Annotated in this window: 20 protein-coding genes and 1 tRNA gene; 16 read left to right on the forward strand and 5 right to left on the reverse strand. The window is 44.8% G+C overall.

The annotated features are described in order from the left end of the window. Positions 1–64: 64 nt before the first annotated feature. The 4 genes from DC345_RS31745 to DC345_RS15640 all read left to right on the forward strand — a co-directional run bounded on the left by DC345_RS31745 (position 65) and on the right by DC345_RS15640 (position 1832). Complete coding sequence (locus DC345_RS31745) at positions 65–235, forward strand: hypothetical protein (protein WP_181586604.1); 171 nt, start codon at positions 65–67, stop codon at positions 233–235. 179 nt (positions 236–414) lie between these two features. After that, complete coding sequence (locus DC345_RS15630; protein WP_258530686.1) at positions 415–1089, forward strand: hypothetical protein; 675 nt, start codon at positions 415–417, stop codon at positions 1087–1089. A 116-nt stretch (positions 1090–1205) separates the two neighbouring features. Next, entirely contained in the window at positions 1206–1331 is a 126-nt protein-coding gene (locus DC345_RS32205) for a sporulation protein YjcZ (protein ID WP_113053877.1), read from the forward strand. 171 nt (positions 1332–1502) lie between these two features. Further along, a complete protein-coding gene (locus tag DC345_RS15640; protein WP_053784203.1) occupies positions 1503–1832 on the forward strand; it encodes a DUF1904 family protein in 330 nt (109 codons plus the stop codon). A 71-nt stretch (positions 1833–1903) separates the two neighbouring features. Here DC345_RS15640 and DC345_RS15645 read toward each other — a convergent pair whose 3' ends face one another. Together DC345_RS15645 and DC345_RS32445 are read right to left on the reverse strand one after the other, a co-directional pair. Continuing rightward, entirely contained in the window at positions 1904–3106 is a 1203-nt protein-coding gene (locus DC345_RS15645) for an MFS transporter (protein WP_113053878.1), read from the reverse strand. 144 nt (positions 3107–3250) lie between these two features. Then, a complete protein-coding gene (locus DC345_RS32445) occupies positions 3251–3439 on the reverse strand; it encodes a DUF6199 family natural product biosynthesis protein (RefSeq protein WP_113053879.1) in 189 nt (62 codons plus the stop codon). Between the two features lie 299 nt (positions 3440–3738). Between DC345_RS32445 and DC345_RS15655 the strand changes: the two genes are divergently transcribed. Next, complete coding sequence (locus DC345_RS15655) at positions 3739–4887, forward strand: sensor histidine kinase (RefSeq protein ID WP_113053880.1); 1149 nt, start codon at positions 3739–3741, stop codon at positions 4885–4887. 97 nt (positions 4888–4984) lie between these two features. Next, a complete protein-coding gene (locus DC345_RS15660; RefSeq protein WP_083678812.1) occupies positions 4985–5467 on the forward strand; it encodes a NucA/NucB deoxyribonuclease domain-containing protein in 483 nt (160 codons plus the stop codon). A 176-nt stretch (positions 5468–5643) separates the two neighbouring features. Here DC345_RS15660 and DC345_RS15665 read toward each other — a convergent pair whose 3' ends face one another. Next, the gene (locus DC345_RS15665) at positions 5644–5880 is read right to left on the reverse strand and encodes a hypothetical protein (protein WP_113053881.1); all 237 of its coding nucleotides are present in this window, start codon (positions 5878–5880) and stop codon (positions 5644–5646) included. 208 nt (positions 5881–6088) lie between these two features. Here DC345_RS15665 and DC345_RS15670 point away from each other — a divergent pair, with 208 nt between their 5' ends. The 3 genes from DC345_RS15670 (at position 6089) to DC345_RS15680 (ending at position 10066) form a co-directional block, all read left to right on the forward strand. Then, complete coding sequence (locus DC345_RS15670) at positions 6089–6538, forward strand: general stress protein (RefSeq protein ID WP_113053882.1); 450 nt, start codon at positions 6089–6091, stop codon at positions 6536–6538. Between the two features lie 237 nt (positions 6539–6775). Further along, positions 6776–6861 (forward strand) — tRNA-Leu (locus DC345_RS15675). Positions 6862–7144: 283 nt separating this feature from the next. Beyond that, on the forward strand, positions 7145–10066 hold the full coding sequence (locus DC345_RS15680) for an insulinase family protein (protein ID WP_113053883.1): 2922 nt from the start codon (positions 7145–7147) through the stop codon (positions 10064–10066). Between the two features lie 153 nt (positions 10067–10219). On the opposite strand, the gene DC345_RS15685 is transcribed toward DC345_RS15680, so the two are convergent. Then, positions 10220–10927 (reverse strand): helix-turn-helix domain-containing protein, encoded by a 708-nt coding sequence (locus DC345_RS15685; RefSeq protein ID WP_113053884.1) that lies wholly within the window; start codon positions 10925–10927, stop codon positions 10220–10222. 247 nt (positions 10928–11174) lie between these two features. Between DC345_RS15685 and DC345_RS15690 the strand changes: the two genes are divergently transcribed. The 5 genes from DC345_RS15690 (at position 11175) to DC345_RS31960 (ending at position 14782) form a co-directional block, all read left to right on the forward strand. Further along, complete coding sequence (locus DC345_RS15690) at positions 11175–12395, forward strand: MalY/PatB family protein (RefSeq protein WP_113053885.1); 1221 nt, start codon at positions 11175–11177, stop codon at positions 12393–12395. A gap of 229 nt (positions 12396–12624) precedes the next feature. Beyond that, positions 12625–13293 carry a uracil-DNA glycosylase gene (gene ung, locus DC345_RS15695; RefSeq protein ID WP_113054054.1) on the forward strand — a complete coding sequence of 223 codons (669 nt, stop codon included), beginning with the start codon at positions 12625–12627 and terminating at the stop codon, positions 13291–13293. Between the two features lie 15 nt (positions 13294–13308). Further along, positions 13309–13734: a hypothetical protein gene (locus tag DC345_RS15700; RefSeq protein WP_181586606.1), complete on the forward strand. Its 426-nt coding sequence runs from the start codon at positions 13309–13311 to the stop codon at positions 13732–13734. Positions 13735–13967: 233 nt separating this feature from the next. Continuing rightward, positions 13968–14552 carry an LOG family protein gene (locus DC345_RS15705; RefSeq protein ID WP_072735382.1) on the forward strand — a complete coding sequence of 195 codons (585 nt, stop codon included), beginning with the start codon at positions 13968–13970 and terminating at the stop codon, positions 14550–14552. A gap of 98 nt (positions 14553–14650) precedes the next feature. After that, positions 14651–14782 carry a YjcZ family sporulation protein gene (locus DC345_RS31960; RefSeq protein WP_211754062.1) on the forward strand — a complete coding sequence of 44 codons (132 nt, stop codon included), beginning with the start codon at positions 14651–14653 and terminating at the stop codon, positions 14780–14782. Between the two features lie 174 nt (positions 14783–14956). On the opposite strand, the gene DC345_RS31500 is transcribed toward DC345_RS31960, so the two are convergent. Then, entirely contained in the window at positions 14957–15151 is a 195-nt protein-coding gene (locus tag DC345_RS31500; protein ID WP_146752138.1) for a hypothetical protein, read from the reverse strand. A 358-nt stretch (positions 15152–15509) separates the two neighbouring features. On the opposite strand from DC345_RS31500, the gene DC345_RS15715 reads away from it, so the two are divergent. Beyond that, positions 15510–16247 (forward strand): glycerophosphodiester phosphodiesterase, encoded by a 738-nt coding sequence (locus tag DC345_RS15715; protein WP_113053888.1) that lies wholly within the window; start codon positions 15510–15512, stop codon positions 16245–16247. A gap of 239 nt (positions 16248–16486) precedes the next feature. After that, a complete protein-coding gene (locus tag DC345_RS15720) occupies positions 16487–17542 on the forward strand; it encodes a FecCD family ABC transporter permease (RefSeq protein WP_113053889.1) in 1056 nt (351 codons plus the stop codon). The last annotated feature ends 1 nt before the right edge of the window (position 17543 follow it).

The following is a 17543-nucleotide window of genomic DNA, read 5'->3' on the forward strand; positions in this document are numbered from 1 at the left end:
TCTTTATCGTATTATTAGGATGATCACACAAAAATTTCCTGTAAACGGAAGAGGAGATGAGAACATGAAGAAGGTTCTGAGCATTTTGCTTTATCCGCTTGCGGCGGTTGTGGGGGCGTTGGGCGCGAATTCAGCTGCGACTGGTGATATGGTACTTTTTGCGAAAGATATAGCTACAGATCGAGGTTATGACGGGCAGGAGATTTATGATAGAATTGAACACAGAAATTCCTAAATTCCTAACTACATATCATTTCAACTGTAAAAGTAATTGTTAGACGGAGCGATATGCCAAAGACAATTACTCTTGAAGCAAAGTGTGATGAGCAGGAATCCTGCCTGTACAGCCTTTAAGCTGGTTTCGTACCTAATTTAGGTATGAACCGGCTTTTATTTATGAATGGGGGATAAACGTTGAAGATTATTATTGGACAACCCATGTTGGAACAACAATTGCTGCAACTGGAAGCGGAATTGAAACAATATCCAGAAGTGGATGTGTTGCTCTTTCCTGAGGGATACCTGAATCAGAACGTGGAAGAGGCTAGGCATCTGGCGGCTGTATATGGAACGATGATTATATCAGGTCATCGCAGGTTGGATGAACGTCCCAAGGACCGTGCGGTCATCATTAACAAAGCTGGGGAGACTGTATTGGAGAAGGCGAAGTATACCGCTGCTGAGGTCGTTAAGGAACAGGACTGGAGCATAAGCACCTTGTTATGTGATGAGCTGGTGCTGCAAGGTTTTCGTAACGAGAATATTGGTAGAGTGGATATCGTTATGCATTCCATTGGAGTGGGGATGTTCAGTGAAGAGCAGTACACAGAGTGGATTGAAGAAGCTCGGCAGATGGCGATACAACATCAATGCATTGTTATGGGGACAAGCCATGCCGATGGCTCGTATCGTGACAGTGAAATTTCAATTCCAATCGCCTATTGTATTGCTCCGGATGGTCAGGTGGTCTTGGCGTCCAGAAACGATACACGTACTCGTTTGATTGTCCTTGAGAAGAAAAATACAGCAGACCTCTATCGTGAAGTAACAGGAAGTAATGTGAACATCCAAGTCATTCCTTCGGCATAATTCAACTGACAAAACACACAATGAATGGGCTGGATAGCTTGCCGTATAGCCCGGTCATTAATGTTCGAATCGACATATGTTATGGCATACCTTGAAATTCAAAGGAGGCCAATCAAATGAGTAATGTTGGATACGGTTGTAATAATGTTGGAGGAGTAGGGACCGGTATTTGTACTTCCACTGCCGCAATTCTGGTACTCTTCATCCTGCTCGTAATCATCACTAAATCTTTCTGGCTGTAAGCCACTACAGAACAAGGTGAGATTCTGGTTACGTGTATGCTCCGCTGAGACTTCAGCGGGGCTTTTCTGCGTTTCTATGAAAAAAATGATATGATGAAAGAGATTTGACAACCGAAAACAATGTGCTTAAAATCACATAAGAGACTAATAATAGAGATTGAAGGGATAGCAATGCCGTTTATTCGTTTTAAAGGATTCACAGGACCCCAACTGGAGGAAGTTGTACCCCGCATCACGGAGCAATTTGCATTGATTACCAATATTCCGCGGGAGAGAATGAAGGCAGAACGTCATGACGTACAAGCCCTTACTCCTTCTCCGGCTTCAGTAGAGATCTTGATGTTCCAACGTGATCAGGAGATTCATAATCGGATTGCTTCCTCAATGCAGGCTATTTTGGAAGAAGCGGATTTGCCTGATGTGCATATTTTCTTCAATATACTGTCACCAGCGTTGTATTATAAACAGGGCAAACCGTTGACAGATTACCGATTGGATTGAGAATAAAAGGGCTGCTTCGATAATGTTCGGAAGCAGCGGAGACGAGCAGATGTTGCTCGTCTTTTTTTGATTCAATCATTTTGGTCTTTGATTCTATTTAATCGGAAAGAGCACAAAGAGGATATGATGAATAAGGCACCACCAATCAAATACACCAGCCGAACTCCCATTTGGTCAGCAATCAGACCAAAGACTACCGTAGATATGCTCATGGCAGTGGATAGAATAATTCCATGCGCTGCGTATACCGTGGACAAGGATTCGACGGGCATACTTCTCTGAAAAGCGGTTTGCTGAGCCACATCTCGGATCTGATAAGCGGGACCCATAAGCACACACAATACCAGAGCAAGCCAAGGAAGGCTGTTTAAACCGTATGTGATGGTCAGCAAGCTGAAGAGCAGAGAGCCTACGGCCATACTTGAGATTAGGTGCTTCTGTATGCGAGAGGCTAGGGCGATGGCTAAAATCCCCCCAAGAATGGTACCGGCAGAATAACTGGAGTTGATAAGTCCCCACCAACCTTCTTGTTGGCCCAAAGCTTCTTTCACAAAAGCAAGCGTGATAGCGCCAATCCAGATGGAGCCAGCAAGACCTCCAACCAGATCCATGAACGTTATCAGGCGCAGCGACCGATTTTTCCAAAGAATAAGCCAGCCTTCCGTTAATACATTCCAGCTGGAAGTGGATTTCTCGACTTTCTCCTGAATATTGCGGGTAAGTGAACTGATCGTAATCATTAAGAGCAGAACAGCCCAGGATAAGCTTGTAGCCGCCCAGAATGCTTGTGAAGCCCCCCAGTACATAACGATGTATCCTGTCATCGCATATCCAATGATCGTCACGGTCTGAGTGGAAAACGAGAGAAAACTATTCGCCTTCACCAGATCTTCTCCTTGAACCAATCGTGGAGTTAATGTGTTTATTAATGGAGATTCCCATCCGTCCAGGAGCGAGAGGATCGCTGTTCCCACAAGCAGAAAAGGAATATGAGCAGTGAGATCGGTAAATGCAATGGCGATTCCGGTAATCAGCAATGTTTTGGCTAAAGGAATGCTAACAATCAGCCTGGAGAATGCGAAACGGTTCACAAGCAATGGTACAGTAAAGCCTGCGACGATACGCGCTAACATTTGAATGAATGGAAACAGTGCAGCGTAAAGGACAGACCCAGTCTGACCGTAAATAAATGTTGTAATAACCATGATATATATAACATTAATGAGAGAAAGCAGCGTTTTGGCAGCCCAATATGGATAAAATGCGATGTTCATGCTAAGGTGTCCTTTCCACAACGATAGTTATATATTACGGGGATCGTTGCAAACGCACCACAAACAAAGTTGTCATTTTCCCGTCATTGAAGCAGCAAAAAAGCAGCTGTCCCAAGAAACAGCTGCCATTCTGGTTTCTATTATTCAAGCCACAACGAGCGAAAAAGCGATAAGCAGCATCAACAGACTGGTCATTCTGGTCATCGCCATGTATGGTCTGCTGGGTTCAGACTCTCCCTTGGAAATCCAGCCGTAACGCAAATACCAGCCAAATTTCGGGAAGCACAGATTGATGATACAAAGTGTCATGAATATAAAAAAGAGGGTTCGCATACCCGATCTTCCTTCCTCATTTTACATGACCGGCTCAACATTAACGTTTACGTCTTGTGAAAAAGAAAACAAGCAAAATAATAATAATGACGATTAATAAAAATTTCATGAGTGCCCCTCCTGATGACTTGATAAGTTTTTTTGAATGTATTTATCAGATATTACCCAAGGAACACATGACTTGAATAACTATGTTACAATTAATTATATTGTTTTTATATAATCACATACCATCGGGTTATCGATAGCTTCATTAGGAGCATGAATATACTTAAGTTTGGTGAGATGAAGGAGGAAGCATGACTAAATACAATCAACTCGCTATACAATGGGAATTTATTATCTCTAAAATTAAATCTTCCGTGACCGTAGTTGACGCTACCTTGCCTGATTTTCCGCTAATGTATGTAAATGAATATTTTACTCAGTTAACCGGATACAGTGCTGAAGAGTCAATTGGACAGAATTGCCGGTTCCTGCAAGGGCCAGATACGGACCCGAAAACCGTACAGCATATCCGCGAAGCGTTGAATAAGCAGCAGTCGATCAAAACAGAGATTCTGAACTATACAAAGAATGGACAGAAGTTCTGGAATGAACTGAATATTGATCCTATTTTCGATGATTCAGGGGAATGTCTGTTTTTTGTAGGGATTCAATACGATATTTCGGAGCGGAAATATGCTGAGCAGCAGTTGCGGATGGCAGCTTCGCTGACGGAAATGAACAGTCGGGGGCAGATGGAGTTCATTGGGAAACTGAACCATGAGCTTCGTACGCCGCTGAATGGGATTATGGGCATGATCGAACTTGTCGGCATGGGGGACAACAGTGAGGAGCAGAAAGAGTATCTGGAGCTTGCGCGCCAGTCAGGGGAAGCTCTTCTGAACATTGTCAACAATAGTCTTGATATGGCCAAGCTGGGAAGAGGGAAAATGAAAGTGGAGCAAATTGAATTTCAGCCGTTGAAGCTGATTCAACAGATTATTAAAACGCATGAACCCGCGGCGCAAAATAAACAAATTCGCTTGCTCTGTCATGCGGATCTGGCCATTCCTGATGTACTCACGGGTGATCCTCTGCGTCTCCGCCAAGTGCTGGACAACCTGCTCAGCAACGCCATTAAATTTACGGAACAAGGTGAAGTACAATTACAGATCGATGTTCAGGAGCAGCGAGGGGATACCGTTATCCTGGTATTCACTGTCCATGACACGGGGATTGGCATTCCAGAAAATAAAACTAATCAATTATTTGAGGCATTTACGCAGACGGACGTCTCCCACGCACGCAAATTTGGCGGCAGCGGACTGGGGCTTACCATCTGTAAAGAGCTGCTCGAACTGATGAATGGTCAAATTACGGTGGAGAGTATTGAGGGAAAAGGAACGAAGTTTGAGGTTACTTTGCCCTTACTTCGACAACAGGCGATCCCTAACGTGGGGTAGCCTATACAGAGCAGCCGAGTATGTCGGCTGTTTTTTTATATTGTTTAGCGAACTGGCGTTCTGGTATAATGCAAGTGTTGAATGGGGGAGAAACAGCATGAGTAAAAGACGCAGAAGCAGAAAGAGCAAGGGCAGGCAACGATTTAAAAAGCAGATATTGACGCTGGTGGCCATGTTAATGGTGGCTCTCTATGCATGGGTTGGGGGAGAATGGTCTCTGGACATCCCATCCCAATTTGGGGGAAGCAAAGGAAGCGTAGATCATACCATCACATTCCCGGCAGAGCGCTATCCCGAAACGGCCAATCATATCAAGACGGCAATCAAGGCAGGACATTCCGATGTATGCACCATTGATCGCAGTGGAGCTGAAGGTAATCGGGATTTGTCCCTCAAAGGTGTTCCGGTTAAAAAGGGGAAAGACCGGGATGAGTGGCCAATGGCAATGTGTGCGGAAGGAGGAGCGGGAGCTGATATCCAATATATTAGTCCCAAGGATAATCGTGGCGCAGGCTCATGGGTGGGAAACCAACTAAGTACATATCCGGATGGAACGCGAGTAAAGTTTGTAGTGAAATAATGACATGCCAGGAATGAGAAAGTGATTGATACAGATATGCCCTGGGGCTTTGAAGTGTGTGGCATAGCGTAAAAGGCAAAATAAAACCAGACGTTGATGCGTCTGGTTTTATTTTATGAATGGCGAAATAAACACGTCTAGTTCACGTATACATACATGAAGTGTTTGTTCCCTGTTTACAGATCAGCCGTACACAACTGCGTTCCACTTAAATGATGGGAGCGGATACTTAACAAACGAGTGACTTGCTCCACTTCGTCGAATGGAATCCACAGGCTTCCGTGGACGGTCCGTAAGGAAAGAATGGAAGCATCGGCTGTACGTTCCGGAAATCCAGTTACCGTTTGCCCGCTTGTATTACGGACGATAATTTGTTGTTTGCGTCGAATGGCAATTTCTACCTCTTTTTTCATATGTCATTGCTCCTGGTTATGGATTAGTAATTCGATATGTCAATAATTTCAATGGTTAATTTGTCTTCTTTATATAGTCTATCAGAACTAGGTATAGATTTCCAGATAAGAAATTATATTTTACATAGGTGTAAGGACTTATTACAGGATTTCCGTTTTTGAAGAAGCAACCAGGGGTTATATAAGGATAAAAGGAGGGGGATGTATAATGACACAATTGCTGATTGGACTTGTACGTACGGAGCACGAAGCCATTATCATGCTGAATAAATTGAAAGAAGAAGGCATTGCAGATAAATATTTGGGCGCGGTAGCCAAAGAACAGGTTAATCTCGAAATGGTAAGTGAGAAAACTGGTTTGCCGCTACCTCTGAAGGGCGCAGGAACAGATGGAGCTTTAGGCGTGTTTAAAGGGGTGCTTGCTGGTCTGGGCAAGCGGATGGATCAGACGATGTCCATCGGAAAAGCGGTACGCAAACTTGCAGGCAACGAGATTGGAAGTGAAACGGATGATTTGGTGCTTACCTTAACCGAAGCAGGGGTCTCCGAGGAAGATGCTAATTACTACGAAGATTGGCTGGTACAGGGGCATATCCTGGTGGTTGTGGAATGCAGCGAGGAAGAGGCGGCCCGAATTCGTCCTATTTTACTTTTTTAGTTTAATTTAAGCCTGATTTTAGGTTTCTTTAATGTTGGGGAGGTATTCTTATTTCACACCTCCCTTAATATAGATGGTTTAAAGAAAGTTCGGGACCGCAACTCGAACTTTCTAGGCACTGCTCGCTAACGCTGGCAGTGCCTGTTTCATTTTTTTTGGATTATTTTATGTTAAGGTATTGCAAAGCTATAAATTTCATGGTAAGATATTTCTTGTCGCCAAGAAATACATACCCATGCCGGGGTGGCGGAATTGGCAGACGCACAGGACTTAAAATCCTGCGGTAGGTGACTACCGTACCGGTTCGATCCCGGTCCTCGGCATCCTAAGAAAAGATCGCATGACACTTGTTAAACAAGTTGTTCATGCGATCTTTTTTTGTTTGAAAAATTTAATTTTTATGATTTTCTGCTGTACCTTTCAGTTCATAAACATAAAAAAACGATAATACATATCAGATGATGCCTATGGGGCTAACCATTATGAATTCCCAGGATCGATGGTGTATACTATCCGTAGGCATAAATTACCTTTGAATTTGAACTTGAAGTACTCAAGGTTGTATAACAAAAAATAAAACAATTTAATGGACGGAGGACTCGACCCATGTTGAAACAGCTTAAGCCCTATAAGGTGCTGCAGGAACGCAGAATCGAAGAGTTGAAGTCAGATGCGTATCTCCTGGAACATCAGAAATCCGGAGCCAAAATTGTACTCTTATCCAATCAAGATGATAATAAAGTGTTCAGTATCGGTTTCCGTACTCCTCCGGAAGACAATACAGGTGTAGCTCACATTCTGGAACATTCCGTACTTTGTGGCTCCAAGAAATTTCCGGCGAAGGATTCCTTTGTTGAATTGCTGAAGGGTTCTCTTAATACATTTCTGAATGCGATGACATATCCCGATAAAACGATTTATCCGATTGCAAGCCGGAATGATCATGACTTCCATAACCTGATGGATATTTATCTGGATGCAGTACTCCACACGAATATTTATGATAATGAAAAAATATTTCTGCAGGAAGGTTGGAATTACAACCTGACCTCAGCTGAAGATGAGTTAACCTATAACGGCGTTGTATATAACGAGATGAAGGGTGCTTTTTCTTCCCCGGAACGGATTGTGCGCAGAGAAGTCTTGAATTCACTTTTCCCGGATACTACATATTCCTGTGAATCAGGCGGATTTCCCGATGCCATTCCCGATCTGACCTATCAAGGCTTGCTGGATTTCCACTCCAGATACTATCATCCATCCAATAGTTTCATTTATTTGTATGGGGATATGGATATGGAAGAGAAATTGCAGTGGTTAGATGAGAACTATCTGAGTGAGTATGATCGGATTGAGATCGATTCTGCCATTCAGCCTCAACCTGCATTCGGAGAAAGAGTGGACGCAGTTAAAACATATTCTGCCGGAAGTACCGAATCAGAAGTGGATAACAGCTTTTTGACCTATAATGCGGTTATTGGAACAAGTCTGGACAAGGAATTAAACATCTCGTTTCAAATTTTGCTGTACGCATTGCTTAACGCTCCAGGAGCGGTTCTGAAGCAGGCTTTGCTGGATAAGGGCATTGCGAAGGATGTCTATGGTACGTATGATGACAGCCTGTATCAGCCCGTGTTCACCGTTGGATTGAAGAAGAGCAATCTGGCAAGCAAAGAAGATTTCCTGGGGACGGTAAAAGAGGTGCTTGAGCGTGTTGTGAAAGAAGGCTTTGATCCAAAAGCGCTGCTCGCAGGTATTAATTCCTATGAATTCAACCACCGTGAAGCGGATTATGGAAGAATGCCCAAAGGGTTAATCTATGGTTTCTCCTCATTGCAAAGCTGGCTGTATGATGTCGATGCTCCATTCACTCATTTGGAAGCAAATGACGTATTCGCCGAGCTGAGAACGAAGATGACCGAGGGTTACTTCGAGAAGTTGATTGATACGTATTTACTGAAAAATACACATACTTCTTTTGTTGCTGTCACGCCGGATAAAGGATTAAACGCACGCAAAGAAGAAGCGCTGAAAGCACATCTGAAATCAGTTCAGGCGGGACTGAGTCAGGAAGAGATTCAGCAGCTCATTCAGAGAACCGAGGCTCTCGCCGAGTACCAGAATGCACCGTCAACCAAGGAACAACAGCAGGTGATTCCGACGTTGTCGATAGAGGATATTGAACCGAAAGCATCGACGCTCTACCAGACGGTAAATCAAGTCGAAGGTACAACGGTACTGCACCATAACATCTATACCAATGGGATCGGTTATCTGAGACTGTTGTTCGATATTAAGGAAGTCCCACGGCGTTTGCTGCCGTATGTTGGATTGCTGAAAAGTGTGCTCGGTTACGTCGATACTCAGAATTTCTCATTTAATGAATTGTCGAATGAAATTCACATTCATTCCGGGGGCATTCATAGTGGCATAGGTACGTATGCGAACGCGCATGAGCACCGTGATTTCAAGGCTACGTATGAATTCAACGTCAAAGTACTGTATGACAAACTTGGATTTGCTTTTGACATGATCAAAGAAATTGTGTTTACGTCCAAATTTGATGATTCGAAGCGTTTATACGAAATTATTGCCCAGTTGAAAGGCAACTTGCAGCGCAATCTGATCAGTGGAGGGCATTCAGCGGGAATTGGCCGTTCTACCTCTAAACACTCTGCTGTCGCAGACTTCAGGGAAGCCGTTAGTGGCATCACCTTTTACCAGTGGCTTGAGGAGCTTCAGGCGAACTTTGAGGCAAGAAAAGAAGAACTGTCGACCAGCCTTCAATCGTTGACTGGCTTTATTTTCAGACCGGAAAACTTGCTGGTGAGTTACACTGCGGATGATCAGGGATATGCGGGCTTGGAGAAACAGGTATCCGATTTGAAAGCGAAGCTGTTCACCCAGGACGTTGCCAAAGAAAAAGAGGCATTTACACCTGTGCATCACAAAGAAGGATTCAGATCCCCATCTGAAGTCCAATATGTCGTTCAAACAGGTAATTTTATCGATAAAGGGTATTCGTATACCGGCTCGCTGCGTGTCTTGCAGGGAATTCTATCTCTGGATTACTTGTGGAATAATATCAGAGCCAAAGGCGGAGCATACGGCTGCATGTCAGGCTTCAGACGTAACGGAGACAGCTATGTAGCATCGTACCGCGACCCGAATCTCGAAAAAACATACAAAGTTTATGAAGAGATGCCGCAATACCTGAAGGATTTCAAAGCAGATAAACGGGAAATGACGAGGTATATCATTGGCGCCATCCAGGACCTCGATACACCAAGGACCCCTTATGGCGAAGGATCATTCTCTCTGGAATGTTATCTGTCTAATGTCACCGAATCCGATCTTCAGAAAGAACGGAATGAAGTGCTAAGCACAACAGAAAGTGACATTATAGGTTTTGCGGAACTCGTATCCGCCATATTGGAACAGCAGCAACGCTGTGTTATCGGTAATGAAAACAAGATTGAGGACCAGAAGCAATTATTTGACGAAACCCTTGATTTGATCAAGAACTAATCGAATAATACATCAAAGTTGAAGTGTGAAGTAATAAACATCTGATCCCAAAGGGCGCTTTTATGAGCTGTAATAGCTTATAACTGCGGCCCTTTTTTTGTATACAGGGGATTCTCATCCAATCCACTTTGATGAACCAGCTTGTGTTGAGGTTTAGGTGACGGCGAGCATATTATAGATCTTTAACGTGCGCAGATCTTCCTTAGACATTTTCAGCTCGTTATATAACTCCTGATTCTCAGGCAAAGGCGTTCGGGAGAATAACATTTTCAAAGCGATGGGCATAAAGGGACGGAAAGAAACCCCGGCCATCAACCCCCACTTTTTCTCGGATTCCTGAAAAGATGCCAAAATGTTAATATACAGGTTCTCCAGCGGTGTAGCCTGATTTTTCAGAATCAGCGTGGTGAGTGTGTCGTAATGCTCGGTGTGGCCCCAATACATATTTTCGCATTCCTGATAATTCTCAAAATTCTTGACGTTCATATACATCACGGTTCGATAACGATTCGCGTCCGACTGTGCCATCATGTCAATGACACAACGGATAAGGCTATTGTTACGCCCGTCATAAAAATATGAATAAAACCGCGTGGAATTTTTGAAAAAGCTGGACGGTACGGTATTCATCAACGGAGAGGCTTGCTTGGGCTCGATATACAACAGCTGCTCCACTTGAATGTTCAATGAATCAGCTATTTGATGCAGCGTGACTACATCAAGTGTAATATCTCCACTTTCATATTTGGACAGAGTGGCTTTACTTTTGTGGATCTGATCCGCCAGCTGCTGAACCGTTAATCCTTTCCATTTGCGAAAATTACGGATTTTCTTGCCTACTTCTTGGTTGATGGTGTTCATATCGGATCTCCTTCTGTTAAGTTTCTTAAGAATATGAGAAAAGGGGAAACCCCTTGGTAAAATCAATCTTCACGAAAAATATAACACTTTTTTCATGAAAATACCTATTATCACGAAACATTAAGATGGATTTGTTTCTTCTGAATAGATTGTACTGCGTTTGATGTAACTTCTGAGCCATGAAATAATGTATCTAACAGAACCTCATCCCAGGATGGAGAACAGAGAGAAAGAGGCGCAGAAGGCTATGAAGTATGATTTTGATGAGATTATTGATCGCACAGGAACCAATGCCATGAATACGGATGGTTTCCGTCAATATATTTTTAACGGAACAGAAGATATGAAATTTCCCTTTAAGGATGAAGAATTCATTCGCATGTGGATTGCAGATATGGAGTTTGCCACACCTCCCGAAATACGGGAAGCAGTCAAGGAGCGCCTGGACCGGAAAATTATGGGGTACTCCCAGGTATTCGATCCGGCATACTACGAAGCTGTCTCCAACTGGATGCACAGATACTACGACTGGTCATTCCCCAAGGAGCATCTGGAGACCTCACATGGGATCATTCCTGCGCTATATGAATTGGTTGAATACATTTGCAAACCGAATGAGAAGGTGCTGATTGTGACACCCTCCTATGGTTATTTCAAATCGGCTGCGGAGCATAATCATCTTGAACTGGTTTGCTCAGATTTGATCAACGAGCAGGGACATTATTCAATAGACTTTGCAGATTTTGAAGCCAAAGCCAGTGATGAGCAAGTCACATTATGTATTTTTTGCAATCCGCATAATCCGTCTGGAAGGGTATGGTCAACAGAAGAGTTACAACGTGTGGGTGAGATCTGTCTGAGCCATAACGTGTGGGTAATCTCGGATGAAATTCACTGTGACTTGCTGCGTACAGGCAAGAAGCATACACCGCTTGCCAAGCTGTTCCCGAATACAGATCGAATCGTTACATGTATGTCTCCAAGCAAAACGTTCAATATGGCGGGCCTAATGTTCTCGAATGTAATTATTGCAAATGAAGGACTTCGAACAATCTGGCAGAAACGGCATTATGGATTCAAAAATCCGCTGAGCATTGCTGCAACACAAGCGGCTTACGAACATGGCGACGAATGGCTGAGACAGTTGAAAACGTATCTCGACGACAATTTTGCCGTTGTGGATCAATATGTGAAGCGTTATCTGCCACAGGCGGTATTTCATATTCCGGAAGCTACGTATCTGGCATGGATTGATATTACGGCATACGTCCCCTCAAATATAAATCTGCCTTTATTTTTCGCTGAACAAGCAGGGGTATTACTTGAAGATGGACATATGTTCGTAGCTAATGGAGGCGGTTGTATCCGTCTGAACCTGGCATGTCCGCGTTCGGTTCTTGAAGAGGGGCTAAGAAGAATAAGCACCGTCTTGGTCAATAAAGATGAGGGCATACCCGTTCAGGTTTGAATAGTACAGAATTAAAGCACATCAAATTGCAGCGCGCTGTTCCATGGTCACTTTGAAGTAACGTTAGTTATACAGGCAACCTATCCCTGATGTACACTTCTGGTCTGCTGTCCCCGGTTATGTTAAAATGGTGGATAGTCTATGAGTCGTAGGATACGGCTCACGCAGGTGGCAGTTCGTTATGTGGACTGCACGGATATGTATTTATCAGGGAAAGGAGCCTTTACATATGTTTGGAAATGATTGGGACACGGTGCTTCAGGAAGAGACTGAAGCCGAGTATTTCAACAACATTCGTTATGCACTCGCCGCCGAGTATAAAACACAGACCATCTTTCCACCCAAGGAAGATTTGTTCTCGGCTCTTAAACTGACTCCGTATCATAAGGTCAAGGCCGTAATTATCGGTCAGGACCCTTATCACGGAGCAGGTCAGGCTCAAGGATTAAGTTTCTCGGTCAGACCGGGGGTGCGTATTCCTCCTTCTTTGAAAAATATATATAAGGAGCTTCACGCGGATCTGGGTCTGCCGATTCCGAATCACGGATCGCTCGTTCATTGGGCAGAGCAGGGTGTGCTGTTGCTGAATGCAGTTCTGACGGTACGTGAAGGACAGCCGAACTCCCATCAGGGACTGGGTTGGCAGACGTTTACTGACGCTGTTATCCGGGCATTGAATGAACGTTCAGAACCGATGGTATTTATGCTTTGGGGCAGTCATGCCCAGAAGAAAGGGGCGTTCATTAACCGGGATAAACACCTGGTGTTGGAGTCCACACATCCAAGTCCGCTTGCAGCACATCGTGGCTTCCTGGGCAGTCGTCCTTTTTCCAAAGCCAATGAATTCTTGACCTCCAAAGGTATTGAACCGATTGATTGGACGATACCGGAAAACTAGAAAAACGGGGGGGCGATGGCATTGCGACATTGGGTAGGACGGAAAGTAGCCGTATATCGTGCAACCGGCATACGAGAGCCACTGAAAGGAACGCTGGTCGAGTGGGATGAAGAAGCGGATTGTGTACGAATCGGACCCAAGCGGATCAAGGTATCGTTCGACAATATCGCAATGATCCGGCCTCTGCCTGAAGAGAGCCTTCCCTTGAAAAAAGCGCGATCCGAGGTGCATAAGGTTGGATATGTGATGAAAAAGGCCGTACAATTTGAAAATGCCATCTATTTCAAATCACAGGTTATGATTTGGCGTCGGGCCAAAATTGTAGCATTATCCACAACCATTATACGTCATGATGAGGATCAGGTTGAGCTTGCAGACGGCCGGATTCTTCGCAAGGACAAGCATATGTTTGTGGTGCGCTCACGGCGTGGAATACGATAAGTCCAATGATATTTAATATTCATTTCATGCAAAGATCATATGGATTTAATGTTCGGCCTTTATAGTAAACAGTAACAACCCCTTCTAAATGATGTGTACTAATTATGGGAGCCCGGCCGGCTGCAAACGGTCGGGTGTTTTTTTATTCACTTGAGTATGATGAGTGATGTAACATAGTATTTACATTCATGTTATACACTAATGAAATAGATAATGAGAAGGAGTGAAACCCATTGAAACGTATATGTGTTTTTGCAGGCTCCAACCCGGGAAATCACCCCGATTACACACAGCAGGCTATTAAATTGGGTAAACAGATCGCCGATAGTGGGTACGCACTTGTCTATGGGGGATCATGTATGGGATTAATGGGCGCGGTAGCCGATGCTGCTCTGGAACAGGGTGGAGAAGTGATTGGTGTCATGCCAACTGGCTTATTCCGGGGAGAGGTCGTTCATGGAGGACTTACGCAGCTGATTGAAGTGGGAACGATGCATGAACGCAAGGCAACGATGGCCGAGCTGTCCGACGGATTTGTGGCGCTTCCTGGTGGGATGGGTACATTTGAAGAACTATTTGAGGTTCTTTGCTGGGCACAAATTGGTATTCATCGTAAACCCGTTGGTTTGCTAAATGTAAACGGATATTACGAGCCGTTGATGAAAATGGTTGAGCACAGCGTGCATGAAGGATTTTCCAATACCTCACATCTCAGTCTATGGAGTCTGGAATCTGATCCCGCTGAACTATTGAACCGGATGTCCTCCTATATTCCGGCACAATTGACTCAGAAGTGGTCTCAGCTTCAGGATAAGTAACTACCCGCTCCAGCGGAAAACTTTCCGATGTGCCCAAGCAAGTTCCCTCCCAAAACATAGTCTATAGTGTACTTTCTTAAAAGAGGGGAGTGTCACTCATGAGCGAAATCAAAGGCACAGGATACGGTTACGGATACGGCGGCTTTGGCGGTGGAGCATGGACATCAACAGGCGCAATTCTGGTATTGTTCATCCTGCTCGTTATCATCTCTCGTACATTCGTACTGTAATTCGGTCAGCCATTCCTGGACGGTGACATAGTTGCCGGGGCAATGCCCGATGAAGAAATGGCCTTTCCAAAGAGACGCCGGTACGGTCGGCGTCTCAGGGGAACGGTTTTTTTGTTTGCAAAAAAAAGGAACTCCGCCTCTAGGAAAAAGAGAGACAGAGTGGGCCAAGGTGAGTTAGACCGTTACCTCCGTATCACCAGGCAAACTGAGTGTTTTCCAGGCAATATACAATCCGATTACAGCAGCAATAAGGGCCAGAATAGCGGCGATAACAGCCAACTGATCCAGACCACGCTGTGTGTTAATGACAGATGCTTGATTACTTGTTTTGTCAGGAACGGCCAGCCCGCGAACGGATGCCTTTTTCATATGTTGGCGTGGTCCGGGGGGCGTTCTTGTTTTGCTGCTGGGTTTGCCGGATCTGCTTTTGGCAGAAATTCTGGGTAAAGGAGTTTTCTGGGAGGAAGTTGTGTGAGATACAGATCTCTTCTTGTTTAGGGGTTTCAATGAGCGACCTCCTTACAGCGGAGTGCAGTTGTCTATGACTGATACTATATTATGTCTGCTTTACAGATTGAGTTCACAAAATGAGTGAATCCCCAGCACCCCAAGATGTTACCCTATACACGGACGGAGCACACAATTAAACGCTCTGTTAATACAGGTATGACAAACTGTGTTTATAGTGAGAGTCATAGAGTTAATGTTGATCTCAGGAGGGGCTGGAATGAAAAAAGTTGAAAATATTGCCCATAGGGGAGCATCCGCCGTATGTCCCGAGAATACGATGGTTGCATTTGAACGCAGTTTGCAGCTTGGAGCGACAGGCATTGAAACGGATGTGCAGCTGTCCAGTGATGGTAGACTTGTACTGATACATGATGAGACGTTATGCCGCACTGCTGGAGCAGAAGGCTGGGTCAAGGATAAATCAGTTGAAGAATTGCGTACTCTTGACGCAGGAGCTTGGTTCCATGCCGATTTTGCCGGAGAACGCATTCCATCTTTGGATGAATTATTCGATCTGGTTCGGGGAAAAGACATACTACTTAACCTGGAATTGAAAAATGGTATTGTTAGTTATAAAGGAATGGAAGAAAAGTTGATACAAGCGATTCGGGATTGGGATATGGAACAACAGGTCATTCTGTCCAGCTTCAATCATGCCTCGTTAGTGAGGTGCAAACGGCTTGCTCCGGAAATTCGCACAGCAATTCTATATATGGAAAAGCTCTACCGCCCATATGATTATGCGGCCAAACTGGAAGCTTCTGCTCTTCATCCCTACAAGCTGGCTGTAACACGAGAGGAAGTTGCTGCTGCACTGGCTCAGGGAATTGCAACACATCCGTTCACGGTGAATGATCCTACCGAAATGCAGGAACTGATCAACATGGGTGTGAAGGGAATCATTACGGATGTGCCTGATGTGCTGGCAGCATTGACTGCTGTACATAGTCGTTAATTCATATTTAAAACTGCGGTGCTGCATTGGAGTTCTTATAATCCATGCAGCTTTTTTTAGTACAAAAATTCATTTATGCAATAAACATGTCCCATTTGTCCATTGCCAGAGACAGTTAGTTGACATACAATGGTCTATGGGAATGAGAATCAATATCAATATCAGTTATGTATTAATAGAGAGGTGAATGTTATGTACATAGGATCTGTCTGCACCACTCATAACAAGGGTGGGGACATATGAGTTCGAAAGTTTCATCGGCAAGTCAACCTACGGAATCACCGACAGCCAAAATACACACTCGTCCCTGGGCTGCCACATTGATCCTGACCGGGGGGATTCTGCTGCTCGCACTGGGGATGGCGTTATCCATTTCGTTTGGGGCCGCAGATATTAAGCTGGGCGTTGTATGGGAAGCCATTTTTAACTTTAATCCTGAACTGACTCCGCATCAGATCATATGGGAGATTCGGTTACCACGTATACTTGGCGGAGCGATGGTCGGTGCCTGCTTCGCTGTAGCCGGTGCGATTATGCAGGGGATGACCCGTAACCCGCTGGCAGATTCCGGGTTACTCGGACTGAATGCTGGCGCAGGATTTGCGCTCGCTGTCTGCTTTGCCTTTTTCCCAGGCATGCCATATATGTATATCATTCTGTACTCCTTTGTGGGGGCAGGACTTGGGGTTCTATTGGTTTATGGTTTCGGTGCAGCGTCCAAATCCGGACTTACACCTCTCCGGCTCGTTCTGGCGGGGGCGGCAGTGTCTGCGATGTTGTCAGCACTAAGCGAAGGGATTGCACTGTATTTCAAAATTGGACAAGATCTCGCTTTCTGGACAGCTGGTGGTGTAGCCGGGACGAAGTGGTCCCAGTTAGAGGTCATGTTCCCTTGGGTTTTGGCTGCGCTTATTGCAGGGATTATTATTTCCCGTTCCATTACGCTGCTTAGCTTGGGAGAAGACATTGCGGTTGGGTTGGGTCAACGTACTGGCTTGATCAAGCTGGTTGGTCTGATTGTTGTCTTGATCCTCGCGGGTACAGCCGTATCCGTGGTGGGTGCTGTTGGTTTTGTAGGGCTTATCATTCCCCATCTCACACGTAAATTGGTTGGGGTCGATTATCGCTGGATTATTCCATGTTCCGCAGTGATGGGCAGTCTGCTGCTCGTATTCGCAGATCTGGCTGCACGTATGATTAACCCGCCATATGAGACGCCAATTGGCGCCTTGGTTGCCCTAATTGGGGTACCTTTCTTCCTCTATCTGGCGCGTAAAGAAAGGAGGACTCTGTAAC

This window comes from Paenibacillus taichungensis (genome assembly GCF_003287275.1).
In the GTDB taxonomy this organism is placed as follows: domain Bacteria; phylum Bacillota; class Bacilli; order Paenibacillales; family Paenibacillaceae; genus Paenibacillus; species Paenibacillus taichungensis_A.